Raw genomic sequence first — 18,114 nt, 5'->3', positions numbered from 1 at the left:
GGTGACGCTGGCTGTATCGGTGCGGCCCGGCGGCCCCCCCCCGGCCGGTGGCTGAAAGCTATCCACGCAGGGCCTCATAGATGCGTTCGGCCAAATCCTGGGAAATGCCGTCCACCGACGCCAGGTCTTCGATGCTGGCCGATGCCACCCCCGAAAAGCCGCCAAAGCGCGCCAACAGCCGCTGGCGCCGCCGGGCGCCCACGCCTTCGATCTCTTCCAGCCGAGACACATTCCGTGTCTTGGCGCGCCGCGCGCGCATGCCGGTGATGGCAAAACGATGCGCTTCGTCGCGCACCTGGGCGATCAGCATCAACGCGGCGGACTCGCCGCCCAGGGCGACCGGGGGCCGTTCGTCGGCGAACACCAGGGTTTCCAGGCCGACCTTGCGCCCTTCTCCCTTGGCGACGCCCACCAGCGTCTGGATATCCAGGCCCAATTCGACGAACACCTTGCGGGCAACTTCCACCTGGCCCTTGCCGCCGTCGATCAGGACGAGGCCGGGCATTTGCGCGTCGCCGTCGGCGACTTTGGCGAAACGGCGCGTCAGCACCTGGCGCATCGCCGCGTAGTCATCGCCCGGGGTGATACCGGCGATGTTGTAACGGCGATACAGCGACGGTTGCATGTCGTGGTGCTCGAACACCACGCAGGACGCCTGGGTCGCTTCTCCGGCGGTATGGCTGATGTCGAAGCATTCGATGCGCAGCGCATCCAGTGCGGCTTCGTCGGTGTCCAGATCCAGCGCCTCGGCCAGCGCCAGGGTGCGGCCCGCGCGGGCGCCGGATTCGGTCAGGGCTCGCGCCAGCGCCATCTCGGCATTCTTCAGCGCCTGCTCCAGCCACGACCGGCGGGCGCCCTGCGGGCGCGTCAGCATCCGGGATGGCTTTCCGCCGGCCTGCTCGACCAGCAGGCCGATCAAGTCCGGGTCGGGCAAGGCGTGCGAACAGACCAGCACGGGCGGCATGGCGTTGTCGGTGTAGTGCTGGGCCAGGAACGCTTCCAGCACCTGAGGCGCGGCTTCGCCCTCGGCGTGCGACGGAAAGAACGGCTTATCGCCCAGGTGGCGGCCGCCTCGCACCATGGCGAGATTCACGCAGACCTTGCCGCCGGCCACGGCCACCGCGATGATGTCGGTGTCTTCGCCGCTGGTGTTCTCCATGGTCTGCTGATGCAGCACGCGCGCAAGCGAACCCATCTGGTCGCGCAGCGCCGCGGCTTCCTCGAAGCGCAGCTCGCCCGCCGCCTGCTGCATGCGGGTCTCGATCTCGCCCATCACGTCTTTGGCTTCGCCATTCAAAAAGCGCACCGCGCGCTGCACGTCGCGTTCGTATTCCGACGCTTCGATCGCGCCCACGCAGGGCGCCGAACAGCGCCCGATCTGATGCAGCAGACAGGGCCGCGAGCGGTTGGCGAAGACGGTGTCCTCACAGGTGCGCAGCCGAAAGACCTTCTGCAGGATCTGGATGGTTTCCCGCACGGCCCAGGCGTTGGGGAACGGCCCGAAGTACTGGCCCCGCTTGTTCGTCGCGCCGCGATAGTAGGCGATGCGCGGCCATTCATGGCCCGTGATCAGCAGGTAGGGGTAAGACTTGTCGTCGCGGAACAGGATGTTGTAGCGCGGCTTCAGGCTCTTGATGAGGTTGTTTTCCAGGATCAGCGCTTCGGCTTCCGAGCGCGTGACCGTCACCTCAAGCCGGGCCACCTTCGACACCATCTGGGCAATGCGGGGGCTGGCCAGGTTTTTCTGGAAATACGACGAGACGCGCTTCTTCAGGTCGCGCGCCTTGCCGACATACATGACTTCACCGGCCGCATCCAGGTGCCGGTAGACACCCGGCAGGTGCGGCAGGTCAGCCAGGAACGATTTGAGATTGAAGTCGTCGGGCATTCTGATAACGGCTTTCGGCCTGCAAGGTATCCCAGTCGGGCGCATCGAAACGCGGCATCAGGCGGCGGATGCGTTCGACCGATTCGGGCGCATGGTCGAACTTCAGGCGCGACAGCAGTTCGTCGGCCAGGTCCGGCCGGTTGCACACCAGCACCATGTCGCAGCCGGCGCGCAGGGCGGCGTTGGCACGGTCCAGGATGTCGCCGGCGACCGACGCGCCTTCCATCGTCAGGTCGTCCGAGAACACCACGCCGTCATACCCCAGGCGCTTGCGCAGGATGTCCTGCACCCAGCGCTTGGAGAAGCCGGCCGGATGCTTGTCGACCTTGGGGTAGATCACGTGCGCCGGCATCACGGACGGCAGCACGGCATCGCCCAACCACGCGTACGGCGCGGCGTCGTCCTTCAGAATCTCGTCCAGCCCGCGCGGGTCGACGGGGATCTCGTGGTGGGAATCCGCGCCCACGAAACCATGGCCCGGGAAATGCTTGCCGCAGGCCGACATGCCGGCCAGGGCCAGCCCCTGCACCAGCGCGCGCGACAGCATGGTGACCACGCGTGGATCGGAATGGAAGGCGCGGTTGCCGATCACCTTGCTGACGCCGTAGTCCAGGTCCAGCACAGGCGTGAAGCTCATGTCCACGCCGCAGGCGCGGAGTTCTGCGGCCAGCACATAGCCGGCCTCGGTTGCCAGGCGCATGGCCTGCAACGGATCGCGGTCCCACAGCGCGCCCAGGTCGCGCATCGCAGGCAAGGGAGTGAAACCGTCCTCGCGGAAGCGCTGCACGCGGCCGCCTTCATGGTCCACGAGGATCAGCAGCGGCGCGTTGCGGGCCTTGTGGATCTGACGCGTCAGCTTGGTCAGCTGCTTGCGGCTTTCGAAATTGCGGGCGAAGAGGATCACGCCGCCGACCAGCGGATGGCGCAGGCGGGCCTTCTCTTCCTTGGTCAGCGTGTATCCCGCCACATCGACCATCACGGGGCCGGGGGGCAGGACCGCCTTGGATTTTTTCTTGGCCATGGGGCTGTCCTTGTGTCTATGTCAGGCAAGGTGATGCCAGGCCCCTACACTAACAGGGGCAAGGCCTCACGGCTTGCGTTCGACCACCACGTACGCGGCGGCCATGTCGGATTCGTCGGTAATGGAGACGTGCGCCGCACCGAAACGCTGGTTATACCAATCCAGCAGTTCGGGCGCGATCACGAGCACCGGGCGTCCGCCGGGTGCGTTCAGGGTCTGCACGCGACGCCACGTCATAGGCATGCGCATGCCCAGGCCGATCGCTTTGGAGAACGCCTCTTTGGCGGCAAAGCGCGTGGCCAGGAAACGCACGCCGCGCACCGGATCCCGGGCGCGGCGCGCATGGAACTTCTGCAATTCTTCCACGCCCAGGATTTTTTCCGCGAAGCGGTCGCCATGGCGCTCCAGTGCACGCTCGATGCGATCGATGCGCAGGAGGTCCATGCCGATGCCGGCAATGGCGCCGGCGGGCGCGGGGGGCTTGGGCGTGTCAGACATGGGCGGGCCCCAGGGGCATCATCACAGGCCGCGCAGCGCTTGCAGGCGGGCCTGCACCATCAGCGCCTTCATGTCGCGCACGGCCTTTTCCCAGCCGTCGAACACCGCCTGCGCCACGATGGCGTGGCCGATGTTCAGTTCGGAAATGCCGTCGATCGCCGCCACCGGCGACACGTTGCCCACATGCAGGCCGTGTCCGGCATTCACGCGCAGGCCATGACGCAGGCCTTCAGTGACCGCCAGGCGGATGCGTTGCAATTCGGCCTGGGCGGCGTCGCCTTCGGCTTCGGCGTAGGCGCCCGTATGCAGTTCAATCACCGTCGCGCCGGCCTTGGCCGCCGCGGCGATCTGCACCGGGTCCGGATCGATGAACAGCGACACGCGGATGCCGGCTTCAGCCAGCAACCCCACGGCGTCCGATACCGGACCCATCGCACCCGCTACTTCCAGCCCGCCTTCGGTGGTCAGTTCGGTGCGCTTTTCAGGCACCAGGCAGACATCGCTGGGCTTGACCGCGCAGGCGATCTCGAGCATTTCGGCGGTGATCGCGCATTCCAGGTTCATGCGCGTGCGCAAGAGTGGACGGATGGCATACACATCCGCGTCCTGGATATGACGCCGGTCTTCGCGCAGATGCAGCGTGATCAGGTCGGCGCCGGCATCCTCCGCGCGCAGCGCGGCGGCCACCGGGTCCGGATACGCCGTATGGCGCTGTTGCCGCAACGTGGCAACGTGATCGATATTTACACCAAGTTCTATCATTGAGCAGTCGTCGTAACTTTGGTCGGTTCTTTCGTGGTTTCTTCCCAGCCGCCGCCCAACGCCTTGTAGAGCTCCACGCGGTTGATCAGCGCGGCCAAACCGGTTTGCACCAGCGACAGCTGGGCATTGAAGAAATCCACCTGCGCGGTCTGCACCTGCAGATAGCTGTCGATACCATTGGTATAGCGCAGATTCGACAGTTCCAGGGTGCGTGCGGACGAATCCTGCAACGCGCGCTGGGCGTCAAGCTGCGCGCCGTACGTGGCTTCGCCCGCCAGCGCGTCCGACACTTCCCGGAACGCCTGCTGGATGGACTGTTCGTACTGCGCCACCGCGATATTGTCGCGCGCCTTCGCCAGGTTCAGGCCTTCGCGGATGCTGCCGCCCGCAAACAGCGGCGTCGTGATCGACGGCGAAAAGCTCCAATAGCCCTGCCCGCCCTTGAACAGGTCGCCCAGCGACGGGCTGGCCACGCCCAGCAGGCCGGTCAGCGAAATCGTCGGAAAGAACGCCGCACGCGCCGCGCCGATGTTGGCGTTGGCCGCCTTCAGCTGGTTTTCCGCCGCGACGATATCGGGACGGCGCTCCAGCAGGTCGGACGGCAGGCCCGAAGGCACCGTGGCCAGCAATTGGTCGCGGCCGAACGTCGCCGGCGCCGGCAGGTCTTCCGGCAACGGAGCGCCCACCAGCAGCACCAGCGCGTTCAGCGCCTGCGCGCGAGCCCGGGCCAGCTGCGCCAGATCGGACGATGCCGTATCCAGCAAGGTCTTGGACTGGTTCAGGTCCAGTTCGGACGCCACGCCGCCATCGAAACGGCGCTTGACCAGGTTGTAGGACTCCTGGCGCGAGGCCAGCGTGCGCTGCGTCAGTTCCAGCTGGACTTCGGCGGCGCGCAGGTTGAAGTACGACTGCGCCACCGACCCGACCAGCGTGATCTGCACGCTCTTTTGCGCCTGCTCGGTCGACAGGTACTGCTGATACGCCGCCTCGGACAGGTTGCGCAAGCGGCCGAACAAATCGATCTCGAAGGTCGTCAGGCCGATGCCGGCCTGATAGGAACTGGAGATCGAGCTGGAATCGGGGCCGCCTGCCCGCATGTTGCCGGGCAGATGCTGGCGCTGGCCCTGGATGCCGGCGCCAATGCTCGGCCATTGCGCGCCGCGTTGCACGCCGTACTGGGCGCGCGCCTCTTCGACACGCTGCACGGCCACGCGCAGATCGCGGTTGTTGACGAGCGACAGCGAGATCAGGCTTTGCAGGCGCGGATCGCGGAAGAACTCGCGCCAGCCCAGATCCGCCGCGGGCGTGCCGTCTTGCGGCATCACCGATGTCGAAGGCTGCGACCCCAGCGACGTCGGATTGGCGTAGCCGCCGTATTGGACCTTGGGCTGGTCGGGCCACGCGCCCGTCACCGGGGCGTCGGGACGCTTGTAATCAGGGGCCAGCGAGCAGCCGGCCAGCGCCACCGCCACGAAGGCGGACAAGGCGGTCTGTTTAAACATCAGGGCTTTCATACCTTGCCCTCCGGGCCACCGTTGGGTTGTGCGGGAGTGGGGGTCGCGCCTGGCGCCTCGGGCGCCGTGCCGCCGGCAGCCTTCTTGGCGGCCTGCTCTTCTTCCCAGGCGCGCAGCTCGGCGCCCAGCAGACGCGGACGGGTCTTGAACAAGCCCAGCACCACCACGAAGAACGTCGGCACGAAGATCACAGCGAACGGGGTGGCGGCCAACATGCCCCCCAGCACGCCCAGACCCACAGCGCGCTGGCTGGCTGCGCCGGCGCCCGTGGCCATGGCCAACGGCACCACGCCCAGGATGAACGCCAGCGACGTCATCAGGATCGGCCGGAACCGCAGGCGCGCGGCTTCCCCCGCGGACTCGTAGAGGCCCATGCCCCGCGCATACTGGTCTTTGGCGAATTCCACGATCAGGATGGCGTTTTTGGCCGCCAGCCCGATCACGGTCACCATCCCCACCTGGAAGTACACGTCGTTCGACATGCCCAGGGCACTGACCAGCGCCACGGCGCCCAGCATGCCCAGCGGCACGACCAGCATGACCGAGATCGGGATGGCCCAGCTTTCATACAGCGCGGCCAACACCAGGAACACGATCAGCAGCGACAGGCCCATCAGGATGGGGGCCTGGTTGCCAGCCTGGCGTTCCTGATAGGACAAGCCCGTCCACTCGTAGCCGAAGCCTTGCGGCAGCTGCGCCACCAGGTTCTGCATTTCTTCCATGGCCTGGCCCGTGGTGTAGCCCGCCGCGGCGCTGCCGCCGATACGCATGGACTCGTAGCTGTTGTAGCGCACCACCTGGACCGGACCCTGGACCCATTCCGCCGACACGAAGGTCGACAGCGGGACCATGCCGCCCTGTGCGTTGCGCGCATTCAGCTTCAGGATGTCGGACAGCTGCATGCGGTACGGCGCATCCGCCTGCACCCAGATGTTTTGCATCCGGCCCATGTTGGGGAACTTGCTCAGGTAAGCAGAACCCACGGCGGTCGACACCAGCGATGCCGCCTCGTTGAAGTCCACGCCCAGTGCGGCCGCCTTGTCGCGGTCGATGTTCAGCGTCAGCTGCGTACCCGCCGCAAGACCCGTGATCCGGACCTGCGACAGCACCGGGCTCTTCATCGCCATGCCCATCAGTTGGGCGGTGGCCGCCGCCAGGGCTTCCGTGCCGCCCGAACCACGATCCTGCAGGCGCAGGTCGAAGCCGGTGGCATTGCCCAGGGACGAGATCGCCGGCGGCACCAAGGTGAACACCATGGCGTCATGAACGCCCATCAGCTGCTTCTGGAACGCGTTGAACGAGATCGCGCCCGCGGAATCCTCGCGGCCCTTGCGGTCCTTGAAGTCCTTCAACGTGGTGAACGCGATAGCGGCGTTCAGGCCGTTGCCGTTGAAGCTGTAGCCCTGCACCGTGATGATGTTCTCGACGGCCGGGATATTGCGGAAGTATTCCTCGACCTGCTCGATCACCTCGATCGTGCGGTTGGCGCTGGCGCCGGTGGGCAGCTCGATGTTGCTGATCACGTAGCCCTGGTCTTCCTCGGGAAGGAACGACGACGGCAGGCGCAGGTACAGCCAGCCCAGCAGCACGACCAGCAGCAGGAAGGCCAGCATCATGCGGCCGCCCTTGTGCAGGATGCGCGACACCCAGTTCTGGTAACCGTGTGTGGTGGCGTCGAACTTGCGGTTGAACCAGCCGAAAAAGCCCTTCTTTTCGTTGTGATGCCCCTTGGGCACCGGCTTGAGAATCGTGGCGCAAAGGGCGGGGGTGAACGTCAGCGCCAGCAGTGCCGAGAAGAAGATCGACACGGCCATGGCCACCGAGAACTGGCGGTAGATCACGCCCACCGACCCGCTCATGAAGGCCAGCGGCAGGAACACCGTCACCAGCACCAGCGTGATGCCGATGATGGCCCCGCTGATCTGAGGCATGGCCTTTTTGGTGGCTTCCTTGGGCGGCAAGCCTTCTGTCGCCATGATCCGCTCGACGTTTTCGACCACCACAATGGCGTCGTCCACCAGAATCCCGATGGCCAGCACCATCGCGAACATGGTCAGCACGTTGATGGAGAACCCCAGCGCCAGCATGACCGCGAACGAGCCCAGCATGGCCACCGGCACGACAAGTGCCGGGATCAGGGTGTAGCGCACGTTCTGCAGGAACAGGTACATCACCAGGAACACCAGCACCATGGCTTCGGCCAAGGTATGGAGCACCTGCTCGATGGACACCTTCACGTACGGCGCGGTGTCGTAGGGAATGGCGTACTTGATGTTGCCCGGGAAGTACTTGGACAGTTCTTCCATCTGCTGGCGCACGCCCTGCGCCGTGGCCAATGCGTTGGCGTCCGGCGACAGCACGACGGCGAACGCCGCGGTAGGCTTACCGTTCAGGCGCGCCCCGAACTGGTAGTTGTCGGCGCCCACTTCAATCCGGGCGACGTCGCGCAGCAGCACTTTGGAGCCGTCGGTGTTGGCGCGCAGGACGATCTTGCCGAACCCTTCAACCGTGCTCAACTGACCATTGGCCGTGACCGTGGCGGTGATGCGCTGCGAATCCGGGTTGGGCGGCGCGCCGATGCTGCCGCCCGAGATCAGGACGTTCTGCGCGGCGATGGCCTGATTGACTTCGGACATGCTCAGGTTGAAGCCCACCAGCTTGGCGGGATCAACCCAGACGCGCATGGCGCGCGGCGCGGCGAACAGCTGGAACTGGCCGACGCCCGCCACCCGCGATACCGGGTTCTGCACGTTGCGCGTGATGTAGTCGGCCAGCGCGGTCTGATCCAGCGAACCGTCGGTAGACGACAGCGTCACGATCATCAGGAAGCCGGTACTGGTCTGCTCGTATTTCAGGCCTTGCTGCTGCACGGCGGACGGCAACTGCGCAATCACGTTCGAGACGCGGTTCTGCACGTCCACCTGCGCCAGGTCGGGGTCGGTGCCCGGCGCGAAGGTGGCAGTAATCGTCGAGGTGCCGTAGGAATCGCTGACCGACTCGTAATAGATCAGGCCCTTGGCGCCGTTCAGCTTGTCTTCGATGATACTGGTGACCGATTCCGCCACTTCCTTGGCGGACGCGCCAGGGTAGGTGGCGGTGATCGTGATCGCCGGCGGCGCCACGTCCGGGTACTGCGACACCGGCATGTTCGGGATGGCCAACACCCCTGCCAGCAGAATGAACAGGGCAACTACCCAGGCGAAAATTGGTCGATCAATAAAAAATTGCGGCATGTGGGCTGACTCTGAAAGCGATGCTCACCAAAGGGGAACGCGGCGCTTGCTGCGCCGCGTGCCGCTTACGATTTCTGGCCTGCTGCCTTGTCCTGCTGGGCAGGCTCGGCAGGCTTGGGCGATTCGGCGGGGGCAGCCGGCTTGGCGCCGGGTTGCGCCGCCGCGGGCTGACCGCCGGGCGCAGGCGCGCCGTTCTTGTTCCATTGGCTGACCTGCACGGGCGCGCCGGGACGGATCTTCTGGAAGCCTTCCACCACGACGACGTCGCCGGCCTTCAAACCGCTGGTAATCAACCAGTTGTTCTTGAGGGCGCCGCCGGTGGTGACGGGCAGCTGTTCAATCTTGTTGTCCTTGACCAGCATCAGGCTCTGCGAACCGTCGGCGGTGCGTTGCAGCGCCTGCTGCGGCACGACCAGCGCCTTGTCGTTTACGCCCTGCTCGAGCCGCACGCGCACGTACATGCCGGGCAGCAGGATGCCGTCGGGGTTGGGCACTTCGGCGCGCAGGTTCACCTGGCCCGTGGACGGGTCCACGGTAATGCCCGTGAACAGCAGCTTGCCGGCGTGCGCGTATTCGGTGCCGTCTTCCAGCACGACGGTGGCGCGCGCCGTGTCCTTGCCCACCTGCTGCAATTGGCCGCTGGCGAACGCGCGGCGCAGCGTGGCCAGTTCCGCGGTGGACTGGGTGAAGTCCACGTAGACGGGGTCCAGCTGCTGCACCGTGGCCATTTGCGTGGCGGAGGTGGATTCGACCAGCGCGCCTTCGGTGACCAGCGGCTTGCCGATGCGGCCCGTGATGGGCGAGGTGACGTCGGTATAGCCCAGGTTGATGGCCGCGTTGTCCTGCGTGGCCTTGGCGGCCGCCACGGCGGCGTCGGCCTGGCGGAACGACGCCACGGCGTTGTCGTATTCCTGCTTGCTGACGGCGTTGGCCTTGACCAACGGGGCGTAGCGGTCGGCCAGCAGCTTGGCGCTGAACAGATTCGCCTGCGCCTGCTTCAACTGTGCCGTCGCCTGATCGTAGGCAGCCTTATAGGGCGCCGGATCGATCTTGAACAGCAGCTGGTTTTCCTTGACGTCGCCGCCCTGCTCGAAGGTGATCTTCTGGACGATGCCGGTCACGCGCGAGCGGATCTGCGCATCGCGCACGGCGTCCACGCGGCCCGGCAATTCGGAGACGATGGGAGCACGCTCGGGTTGCACAGTAATGACGCTGACCTGGGGCATGCCGGGATTCATCTGGGGCTTTTCGCCGCATCCCGCCAATATCAGCGCGAGGACGCCACCGGAAAAAGCCAGACCTGAAACACGTTTAGGCGAAAACCGCATTGAAACCCCCGCGTAGCGTAGTTAACCGCTTCAATTGACCGGGTCAGGGCAGCGCAGGGTTCAATCGCGGCAACAAGGCGCGATCAGAATAAGCCATGCGTCGATCATGACACGTGAATAGCCCGATAATGTAACTCAGTTATTGGGGAAATTACGTACTTTCGGGCCTTGACTCGCTGCGCGGAGGGATAAATAAGTAACAGGCTCAGCCGCTGGAAACCTCTCTGAGATTACCCAGGAACACATAGCCCACGCCGTGCACAGTGTGCAGCGGCAGCCGGGTGCCGGTTTGGAGGACCTTGTGGCGCAGCCGGCAAATGGCGACGTTCAGGGTGCGCATGCTGATGCGATTGCTGCCGGGACCGCGCGCGGCCATCAGATCCTCGCGCAACAGTTCCCGCTGGGGGTTCCGAAGCAGGCAAAGAAAGCAGGCGCGCTCCGTCGCGGTCAGGTCGACACGGGCGCCGCCGGGCGCCATCAGCGTCCATCCGTGGTACAGCAGGCTCCACCAGCCGTCGTTGCGTTCGGAATCATGAGCAAGAGGCGGGCCAGCGGAAACGGACTGCCGCGCTCGGCCCGCGCGCACCGGCGACGGGTTCGGGACGCCCAAGGGCTGGGAAGCCAAAGGGGTGGAGTCCATCGGGTTGGAAGCCAAGGGGTCAGGCGCATTCATGGCGGGTCTCCACCAGGGCCGCCGCGCCAGGCACGGCGGCAGCGGGATCCGGGAACAAGGTTGCAGGTTGTCCCGAAAGCCTACCGGGGTGTCCGACGTCTGGCGGCGCAATGCCTCAAATATCAGACTAGTCCTACCGCCCTGCCCTAACTGCGCTTGCCGTTGCGGTGGATATCGTGCGTTACGAAGCAGCTGTCTTCGGTGGGACGCGCCAGAATGCCTGGCTTGGCCAGCGTCCGGCGGATGTCCGACAAGCCGGATTCCCAGTGCTCGCGCATGGCTTCAGTGCCGAACTCGTAGTCCTTGGAGAAGCGCTCGAGGTGCTTGGACTCGTAGATCAGGTTGATGATGTTGGTCGCCGGCGTGTGCGACAGCTTGCGGATTTCAGCCAGCTCGGGCGCGCTGCGCTCGTCCTCGGGCAGGCGTTCCAGCAGACGCTGCAGGCCATGCCGCAGCTTCAGCACGCGCCGCAACTGGTCGGTGACCAAACGGGTCCGGCTGGAATACTGGATGTCCTTTTGCCGCTCGGCCACCTCTTCGAGTGTGGTCGGCAGCCCGCCGCGGGCAGGCCACAAGTCCACCTGGAAGGCCAGCGTGTCGCGCATGTTGTCAGTGGTCAGCACTTGCGCCAGCGGGGTGTTCGAGACAACACCGCCGTCCCAATAGTGTTCGCCGTCGATTTCCACCGATGGGAAGCCGGGTGGCAAGGCGCCCGAGGCCATGATGTGTTCCGGGCCCAGCTTGTCTTTCAGGCTGTCGAAGTAGGCGAAATTGCCCGTACGCACGTTTACCACGCCGAAACTGGACCGGACCGACCCGCTATTGAGCAGGTCGAAATCCACGAATTCGCGCAAGGTGGCGGCAAGCGGCGTGGTGTCGTAGAAACTGGTGGAGGCAGCGCCGCGGCCGTGCGCCCAATACGGCGGCGGAAAGCGCGGCTTGAAAAAGCCCGGCTGGCCGGAGAACAGCGCCTGGAACGCAGACAACTGGCCGTTCATGGCGGGCGAACCGAATCCGAAGGGAATGCCTTCGAACATGCCCGCCAGGGTGTCGCCCCACGGCACCGAGGCGAACCCCGCCGGACGGCAGATGCTTTCCCAGAATCCGCGCAGCCGGTCAACGCGCTCATCCTCGCGGGAACCCGCAATGATGGCCGCGTTGATCGAGCCGATGGAGATACCGGATATCCAGTTGGGCCGGATGCCCGCTTCGTGCAAGCCCTGGTACACCCCGGCCTGATAGGACCCCAGCGCGCCCCCGCCTTGCAGCACGAGGGCGACGGTTTCGTAGGGAGGCGTATCGCCGGTGTCTGTGGACTGGGACTTGCGGCGAGTGGTCATGCAGCTACCTCTGGCTAACGTTTGCTTTTATCCGGCACCTGCGGCGCGGCGACACCCGCGCGGAACGGATATTTGGCGAAGATCTCGGCAACGGCCTTGTCCACGCTTTGCGGCGAGCCGGCGGTTTCGGGATTCTGGACTTCGCCCACGGCGACGCCTTCCCACACCAGCTGCTTGCGGCGCGTATCGACGAGGTCGATGTTGAGGGTGCCTTCAGTGTACTGGTAGACGTCGTCGCCCCAGCCGTAACCAGGCCAGCCGCCGTAGAACCCTGACCGGTAGCCGTAGTACGGTCCCATGGGCGGCGGTGCCGGAGTGACCTGCGTCTTTTGCTGGAGCTTGGCGCTGAAGTTGACGAGCAGATCGGGATTGGTCGCGCTATAGGCATAGCCGCGCATTTCCATCTGGCCGCGAGTTGCGTCCTTGAGCCTTTCGGTCAACAGGCTGCTGTAGCCCGCCTTGTCCGTACCCAGCGGCGTCATGTAGCCGAACGTGCGGTACTGCGCGAAATCGGCCTGATGGTCGTAATCGCCTTTCACCGTCGGGCCCGATGCGCACGCGGCAAGCAATGCCGTCATGGAACCCGCTGCCACCCATTTCAACGCTTTAAACGCTTTCATGTCGTTCTCTCCGAGAGCCCAGGGCCTGAACATAGTGCCGCGAACCCCGTAAAGTTTCAACAGAATCTCATTCGCATCCTGAAATTCGCCGCCCGCAGTCGCCCCGCCAGCGCACGTGCGTCCATTACACTCCGGAATGACTCCTGACCCGATACACACTTGACCATGTTGGAACTAGACGGCTCGATCTGGTTTCGTTCCGGCGCCCAGACCTGGGGCGGAAAGAACCGCATAGACCTGTTGGCGCAGATTGACGCCACGGGCTCCATCACGGCTGCCGCGCGCGCCGTGGGCATGAGCTACAAGGGAGCCTGGGACGCCATCGACGCCATGAACAACCTGGCGGGCGAGCCCCTCGTCGTGCGAGCGGCCGGCGGCAAAGGCGGCGGCGGTACGCAACTGACCGATCGCGCACGCCGCCTGATCGCGACGTTCCGGGCGCTGGAGTCCGAACACCGGAAGTTCATGGACAATCTGACGCGCGCTGGCCTGGATGCCAGCGGCGACATCGACCTGATGAGGCGTTTCATGCTGAAAACCAGTGCACGCAATAAATTCCTGGGCACCGTCATCGAAGTCCGCACCGGCGCCGTCAACGACGAGATCCTGCTGCGCATCGCCGGCGGCCACACCATCGCGGCCACCATCACCCGCGAAAGCACGATGGAACTGGGCCTGGCGCCCGGCAAGGAAGCAATCGCGCTGGTGAAGGCGTCCAACGTCATCGTCGGCGCGCCCGGCCCCGGCCTGCGGCTGTCGGCCCGCAACCAGTTGCAGGGCAAGATCAGCGCCGTGCGTCCGGGCGCGGTCAACAGCGAAATCCTGATCGGCATGGAGGGCGGCACGACGCTCGTAGCCATCGTCACCAATGAAAGCGCTACCGACCTGGGACTGGCCGTGGGCGCGCCGGCCGTGGCCATTTTCAAGGCTTCAAGCGTGATCCTGGGCGTGCTGGACTGACGCGCAGCCTCGGCGTCAAACGCCCAGGTCTTCGTCGCGGCGGCGCACCTTGCCGTCGCGGACTTCAAACACTTCGTCGGCCAAGGCGTCGACGTCCGCCGGATCGTGGGTGATCAACAGCATCGGCACGTCCAGCTGCCGCTGCAGAACGTTCAGTTCCTGGCGCATCTTGCCGCGCAACTGCGAATCCAGCGCGGAAAACGGCTCGTCCAGCAGCAGGATGTCGGGCTGCAGCGTCAGCGCGCGAGCCAGGGCCACGCGCTGCTTCTGCCCGCCCGAGATTTCGTTCGGATAGCTGCCCACGATGGAGCCCAGCTCGAATGCGTCGACCCAACGCCGGGCTTCTGGCCCGACTTCGCGCTTGGGCGGGTTTAGCCAGCCGCGGCGCAAGCCGAACGCGATGTTTTGCGCCACCGTCAGATGCGGGAACAACGCATAGTCCTGAAACAGGTACGCCACGCGGCGGGATTGCGAAGGCAGGCAGATGCCCGCCTGCGCATCGAACAGCACCCGGCCGTTGATGTCGATGCGCCCGGCATCCGGCCGCAGCAGGCCTGCCACGGCGCGCAACGTCAGGCTCTTGCCCGCGCCGGACGGCCCGAACAAGGCGATGCGCTTGGACGACGACGTGAATGCGACATCCAGTTCGAAATGCCGGTCGCCTGACACCATGCGTTTATTGACCTGGATGCTGACGCTCATCGCCCGCCTCCGTTGCGCTGACCGGCGCCGATGGGCACCAGCTTGCCCGCCACCAGCAGGACGACGACGCAGGTCACCGACGTGACCAGCACCAGCAGGTTCGCGGTGCGGTCGTCGCCGGCCTGCACGGCTTCATAGATGGCGACCGACAAGGTCTGGGTCCGGCCCGGCAGGTTACCGGCGATCATCAGGGTTGCGCCAAATTCGCCCAGCGCACGGGCGAATGCCAGCAGCACGCCAGCCGCGATGCCGCGGGCAGCCAAAGGCAAGGTCACGCGGAAGAACACCCCGGCCTCGCCGACGCCCAGCACGCGCGCCGCGTTCTCCAGTTGGCTGTCCACGTTTTCGAAAGCGGCTCGCGCCGACTTGAACACCAGCGGAAAGGCCACCACGGACGCCGCGATCACGGCGCCTTGCCAGGTGAACACCAATTCGATGCCCCACCCCGCCAGCGTTTCGCCGATGACGCCGCGCCGGCCCAGCAAGACCAGCAGGTAATAGCCCAGCACGGTCGGGGGCAGCACCAGCGGCAAGGTCAGAATGGCGTCCAGCAGATCGCGGCCCGGCCAGCGCCAGCGCGACAAGCCAAACGCCGCGGCGGTGCCGGCCACCGTGGCCAACAGCGTTGCCCAGCCTGCCACTTTCAGCGAAAGCAGCAGGGGCACCCAAACCGGATCAGTCATCAGTTCCTGCTATTGAACAAGGCTCAGGGCTTCTGGAAGCCGTAGCGCGACAGGATTTCCTGGCCGGCGGGCGACAGCACATAGGCCACGAAGCTTGCGGCTTCCTTGGCGGCGGCTTCACGCGTCGTCACGGCGATGGGATAGGTGACGGGCGTTTGCGACGGCACGCGCACGGCGACCTTGACCTTGTCCGGCATGATGGCGGCGTCGGTGGCGAACACGAAGCCGGCATCCACTTCGCCGCGCGACACGTAGTCCAGGCTTTGGCGCACGTTCTGGGCCAGCACGCTCTTTGCCTGCACGGCGCTCCACAGTCCGGCGGCTTCCAGCGCGCCTTGCGTGTAGCGGCCGACCGGCACCGACGCCGGGTTGCCGTAGGCGATGCGCTTGACGTCGTCGCGCGTCAGGTCTTTCAGGGCCGTGATGTTGGCCTTGCTGTCCGTCGGGACGATCAGCACGATCTGGTTGGCGGCGAAGTCCACGCGGGAGGCGGGCTTGACGGCCTTTTCCTCGATGGCCTTGTCCATCGCCTTCTGGTCAGCGGACGCGAATACGTCAGCGGGCGCGCCCTTCACGATCTGCTGCAGCAGTACATCGGATGCGCCGAAGTTCAGGACGACCTTGGTGCCGGGGTTTGCTTTCTCGTAGCCTTGCGCCACTTCCTTGAATGCGTTGGTCAGGCTGGCGGCGGCGGACACGACCAGGTCGCCGGCATGGGCGCTCGCGCCCCAGAAGGCGGACAACGCCAGCGCCAGCAAGGGGCGTTTGCAAGACATATTCTTCTCCTCGGAAATCGCGATATCGGTAACGAAATATATATAGGTATATAACGCTAGTCAATTTGCAGCCAAAGCGCAAATTGAGCCAGATCAAACCCGTGGAAAAGCCGGGTTCAGCCGCGGGCGACCGTCGTGACGCGCACCGACTCGGGCGCCAGCGCGGCTTGCAGGCAGGCCAGTGCCCGTTCCGGCTCTGCCGCCCCGCACATGAAGATGTCCAGGGCCGCGTAACGGTGTTCCGGCCAGGAATGGATGCTGATGTGCGATTCGCTTAGCATGACCACGCCGGTCACGCCGGCGCCTTCGCCGAAATGATGGAAGTGGGCGCTCAGGACCTGGGCGCCGGCGGCCTGCGCGGCGGCAATCATCTGCGCCTCGAGCGCGGCGGCATCGGTCAGGAGATCGGCCGCGACGCCGCTGAAGTCCGCCAGCACGTGGCGGCCAGGCGTGGCATGCACCGTCACTTGTGGGATCCGCCAGAGGACCAGCCCGAACTGCCGGACGAGCTGCTGCCCCAGCTGCTGCTACTGCTGCTGCCGCCGCTTCCGCCCACCATGCGGACGCCGGGAGAGCTGGCGCCGGTGGCGGCCATCACCACGACCAGGGCATAGATGGCATACAGGAACTTGCCCATCGTCCTATTCGTCCTTTCCGGAAAGCTTGTCCGCCAGCTTGGCGGGGAACCACAGGAACGCCAACCCGATCAGGATCGGGACAAAGCGGCCATTGAAGATATTGCCCATGTTCAGGAACAGCATCCCGATCGTGGCGAACCACGCCCATTTGCCGTAACCGCCCGGCTTGCCGCCCAGCGGCAGGGACTTCTGCTTGGCCAGTTCGGCGTTGCCGAACCATTCGGCCAATTGCGCAGGGGCAACAGGCGCCGCGGCCGACCAGCCGAGTTCGGCCTCACCCAGTTCGCGCGTCAGTTTCAGCGTGCCGGCCTTGTAGTCGGTGATCTTGGTCGTGTCGCCCGCCTTGACGCGCCAGTTGAACGCGCCCAGCGGCACTTCCACGCGAGAGGTGTAGTCGTACAGCTTCTGGTACAGCTTGGAACGCCAACGCACGCTGGTCGCGTTGTTGTAGCTGGGCCAGGTGTCGCACACCTGCACGCGCTCCCAGCCTTCGTCCGTTTCCACCAGCCAGATAAAGCCCTTCTGCGGATTGAACAGCAGGTATTCGATCCAGTCCGAGGGCTCTTCGGGATCCGGGTCGGCGCATTTCATCAGGCCGATCAGCGTAAAGCTGGCGCCGTCGATCTTGGCCACCGCGCCGAGCGACAGCGTGGTCTTGATCGACTTGACCTTGTTCGCCTTCTCGATGACTTCCGCCGTGGGGCCCGAGCAATCCACCGTCGCCGCGCAGGACGGGCAGACCACCTGGGTGGCCATGGCGGCCACGAAGCTGATGGGGCCGCCGCAATTCGGGCACTCCAGCGCCTTGATCTGGCCGCGGAACCGGCCGGCCGTTTCCTCGACCTGCTCGTTGGTGCGCAAAGACCCCGCCTGCATGGCGGACAGGTCGAACGCGCGGCCAATGTAGAGCTCTGGCTCGGGGCCGTCGGAAAAATCCAGCGTCAGAAAGGCGTCCAGGCTGCGGAAATCCGCCACCTTGGCTTCCCAGCCGTCGCCGGGCACGAACGGCAGTTCGCCCTGCGCCCCGCCCGCCTTGCAGGCCCGCACATCGGCCGCAATGAAGCGCTGGCCGTCCAGCTTCAGCTCGTCGCCGGGCGCGATGTCGGCAAAGGCCGGCATGCCCTGCGTGGACTTGACCTTGCGGCGGCGCGTCAGGGCGTACTGGCCCGAGGCGTCCGACAGCCAGCCGTCGGTCCCGTCTTCGAACCAGACATACCACTCGTTCCAGTAGCCTTCGTCAAACCGCAGCTGGATGCGGCCGACCACGTCGAAGCGCTTGCTGTCGGACTTGCCGGTCGCCCCCAGGCACAGGGGCGAATAGTCTTCCAGCACGTCGGCCATTTCGCCGATGCGCCTGACCGAATCGGCATCCTTCAACAAGGTGCTGCGGCAAGCGCCGCAGACCGCCATGACCGAAGCCGTGGACGTGAACTTGACCGGGGCGCCGCACTGCGGACACAGAACCTGCTGCATGGGGC

At 65.5% G+C, this 18,114-nt stretch carries 17 protein-coding genes; 2 read left to right on the top strand and 15 right to left on the bottom strand.

Annotated features, from left to right (window positions below):
* Window positions 1–58 precede the first annotated feature (58 nt).
* The 10 genes from uvrC to AC3WMU_RS01140 form a co-directional block, all read right to left on the bottom strand.
* Window positions 59–1,888, bottom strand: a complete 1,830-nt coding sequence (gene uvrC, locus AC3WMU_RS01185; protein WP_006225673.1) for an excinuclease ABC subunit UvrC — start codon at window positions 1,886–1,888, stop codon at window positions 59–61.
* A complete protein-coding gene (nagZ, locus tag AC3WMU_RS01180) occupies window positions 1,851–2,909 on the bottom strand; it encodes a beta-N-acetylhexosaminidase (RefSeq protein ID WP_280026747.1) in 1,059 nt (352 codons plus the stop codon). Before nagZ ends, uvrC begins: the two co-directional genes overlap by 38 nt.
* 66 nt (window positions 2,910–2,975) lie before the next feature.
* Window positions 2,976–3,407 carry a holo-ACP synthase gene (gene acpS / locus AC3WMU_RS01175; RefSeq protein WP_006225671.1) on the bottom strand — a complete coding sequence of 144 codons (432 nt, stop codon included), beginning with the start codon at window positions 3,405–3,407 and terminating at the stop codon, window positions 2,976–2,978.
* A gap of 21 nt (window positions 3,408–3,428) precedes the next feature.
* Entirely contained in the window at window positions 3,429–4,169 is a 741-nt protein-coding gene (locus AC3WMU_RS01170) for a pyridoxine 5'-phosphate synthase (RefSeq protein WP_006225670.1), read from the bottom strand.
* Window positions 4,166–5,683, bottom strand: a complete 1,518-nt coding sequence (locus AC3WMU_RS01165; RefSeq protein ID WP_006225669.1) for an efflux transporter outer membrane subunit — start codon at window positions 5,681–5,683, stop codon at window positions 4,166–4,168. The genes AC3WMU_RS01170 and AC3WMU_RS01165 overlap by 4 nt, the downstream gene beginning before the upstream one ends.
* Window positions 5,680–8,916 (bottom strand): efflux RND transporter permease subunit, encoded by a 3,237-nt coding sequence (locus AC3WMU_RS01160; protein WP_492281666.1) that lies wholly within the window; start codon window positions 8,914–8,916, stop codon window positions 5,680–5,682. Before AC3WMU_RS01160 ends, AC3WMU_RS01165 begins: the two co-directional genes overlap by 4 nt.
* A 65-nt stretch (window positions 8,917–8,981) precedes the next feature.
* Entirely contained in the window at window positions 8,982–10,244 is a 1,263-nt protein-coding gene (locus AC3WMU_RS01155; RefSeq protein ID WP_035213486.1) for an efflux RND transporter periplasmic adaptor subunit, read from the bottom strand.
* A 205-nt stretch (window positions 10,245–10,449) separates the two neighbouring features.
* A complete protein-coding gene (locus tag AC3WMU_RS01150) occupies window positions 10,450–10,917 on the bottom strand; it encodes a helix-turn-helix domain-containing protein (protein WP_006225666.1) in 468 nt (155 codons plus the stop codon).
* Between the two features lie 146 nt (window positions 10,918–11,063).
* Window positions 11,064–12,257, bottom strand: coding sequence for a patatin-like phospholipase family protein (locus AC3WMU_RS01145; RefSeq protein ID WP_006225665.1), 1,194 nt, complete (start codon window positions 12,255–12,257; stop codon window positions 11,064–11,066).
* 14 nt (window positions 12,258–12,271) lie between these two features.
* Window positions 12,272–12,877: a DUF4136 domain-containing protein gene (locus tag AC3WMU_RS01140; RefSeq protein ID WP_006225664.1), complete on the bottom strand. Its 606-nt coding sequence runs from the start codon at window positions 12,875–12,877 to the stop codon at window positions 12,272–12,274.
* 165 nt (window positions 12,878–13,042) lie between these two features.
* On the opposite strand from AC3WMU_RS01140, the gene AC3WMU_RS01135 reads away from it, so the two are divergent.
* A complete protein-coding gene (locus AC3WMU_RS01135) occupies window positions 13,043–13,837 on the top strand; it encodes a TOBE domain-containing protein (protein WP_035213483.1) in 795 nt (264 codons plus the stop codon).
* Between the two features lie 15 nt (window positions 13,838–13,852).
* Here the strand turns inward: AC3WMU_RS01135 and AC3WMU_RS01130 are convergent, their stop codons facing one another.
* From AC3WMU_RS01130 to speD, 4 genes are all read right to left on the bottom strand, one after another.
* Window positions 13,853–14,539, bottom strand: coding sequence for an ATP-binding cassette domain-containing protein (locus AC3WMU_RS01130; RefSeq protein WP_006225662.1), 687 nt, complete (start codon window positions 14,537–14,539; stop codon window positions 13,853–13,855).
* A complete protein-coding gene (modB, locus tag AC3WMU_RS01125) occupies window positions 14,536–15,222 on the bottom strand; it encodes a molybdate ABC transporter permease subunit (protein WP_006225661.1) in 687 nt (228 codons plus the stop codon). The genes AC3WMU_RS01130 and modB overlap by 4 nt, the downstream gene beginning before the upstream one ends.
* A gap of 23 nt (window positions 15,223–15,245) precedes the next feature.
* The gene (gene modA, locus AC3WMU_RS01120) at window positions 15,246–15,998 is read right to left on the bottom strand and encodes a molybdate ABC transporter substrate-binding protein (RefSeq protein ID WP_492281665.1); all 753 of its coding nucleotides are present in this window, start codon (window positions 15,996–15,998) and stop codon (window positions 15,246–15,248) included.
* A gap of 116 nt (window positions 15,999–16,114) precedes the next feature.
* The gene (speD, locus tag AC3WMU_RS01115) at window positions 16,115–16,465 is read right to left on the bottom strand and encodes an adenosylmethionine decarboxylase (protein ID WP_492281664.1); all 351 of its coding nucleotides are present in this window, start codon (window positions 16,463–16,465) and stop codon (window positions 16,115–16,117) included.
* On the opposite strand from speD, the gene AC3WMU_RS01110 reads away from it, so the two are divergent.
* Complete coding sequence (locus AC3WMU_RS01110) at window positions 16,454–16,612, top strand: hypothetical protein (RefSeq protein ID WP_492281663.1); 159 nt, start codon at window positions 16,454–16,456, stop codon at window positions 16,610–16,612. The two genes, speD and AC3WMU_RS01110, sit on opposite strands and share 12 nt — an antisense overlap.
* 27 nt (window positions 16,613–16,639) lie before the next feature.
* Here AC3WMU_RS01110 and AC3WMU_RS01105 read toward each other — a convergent pair whose 3' ends face one another.
* Entirely contained in the window at window positions 16,640–18,109 is a 1,470-nt protein-coding gene (locus AC3WMU_RS01105; protein WP_424624888.1) for a DUF4178 domain-containing protein, read from the bottom strand.
* Window positions 18,110–18,114: the final 5 nt, after the last annotated feature.

The organism is Achromobacter sp. FW305-C-13 (genome assembly GCF_058783475.1).
This window is presented reverse-complemented; position numbering and strand designations above follow the sequence as displayed.

Bases quoted from the DNA above. Each gene is read 5' to 3' on its own strand.
- acpS (WP_006225671.1), bottom strand. From the start codon at position 3,407: ATGTCTGACACGCCCAAGCCCCCCGCGCCCGCCGGCGCCATTGCCGGC.
- AC3WMU_RS01130 (WP_006225662.1), bottom strand. From the start codon at position 14,539: ATGAGCGTCAGCATCCAGGTCAATAAACGCATGGTGTCAGGCGACCGG.
- AC3WMU_RS01110 (WP_492281663.1), top strand. From the start codon at position 16,454: ATGCACCGTCACTTGTGGGATCCGCCAGAGGACCAGCCCGAACTGCCG.
- modA (WP_492281665.1), bottom strand. From the start codon at position 15,998: ATGTCTTGCAAACGCCCCTTGCTGGCGCTGGCGTTGTCCGCCTTCTGG.
- AC3WMU_RS01155 (WP_035213486.1), bottom strand. From the start codon at position 10,244: ATGCGGTTTTCGCCTAAACGTGTTTCAGGTCTGGCTTTTTCCGGTGGC.
- modB (WP_006225661.1), bottom strand. From the start codon at position 15,222: ATGACTGATCCGGTTTGGGTGCCCCTGCTGCTTTCGCTGAAAGTGGCA.
- AC3WMU_RS01105 (WP_424624888.1), bottom strand. From the start codon at position 18,109: ATGCAGCAGGTTCTGTGTCCGCAGTGCGGCGCCCCGGTCAAGTTCACG.
- AC3WMU_RS01170 (WP_006225670.1), bottom strand. From the start codon at position 4,169: ATGATAGAACTTGGTGTAAATATCGATCACGTTGCCACGTTGCGGCAA.
- AC3WMU_RS01165 (WP_006225669.1), bottom strand. From the start codon at position 5,683: ATGAAAGCCCTGATGTTTAAACAGACCGCCTTGTCCGCCTTCGTGGCG.
- AC3WMU_RS01135 (WP_035213483.1), top strand. From the start codon at position 13,043: ATGTTGGAACTAGACGGCTCGATCTGGTTTCGTTCCGGCGCCCAGACC.
- AC3WMU_RS01150 (WP_006225666.1), bottom strand. From the start codon at position 10,917: ATGAATGCGCCTGACCCCTTGGCTTCCAACCCGATGGACTCCACCCCT.
- AC3WMU_RS01140 (WP_006225664.1), bottom strand. From the start codon at position 12,877: ATGAAAGCGTTTAAAGCGTTGAAATGGGTGGCAGCGGGTTCCATGACG.
- AC3WMU_RS01145 (WP_006225665.1), bottom strand. From the start codon at position 12,257: ATGACCACTCGCCGCAAGTCCCAGTCCACAGACACCGGCGATACGCCT.
- AC3WMU_RS01160 (WP_492281666.1), bottom strand. From the start codon at position 8,916: ATGCCGCAATTTTTTATTGATCGACCAATTTTCGCCTGGGTAGTTGCC.
- nagZ (WP_280026747.1), bottom strand. From the start codon at position 2,909: ATGGCCAAGAAAAAATCCAAGGCGGTCCTGCCCCCCGGCCCCGTGATG.
- uvrC (WP_006225673.1), bottom strand. From the start codon at position 1,888: ATGCCCGACGACTTCAATCTCAAATCGTTCCTGGCTGACCTGCCGCAC.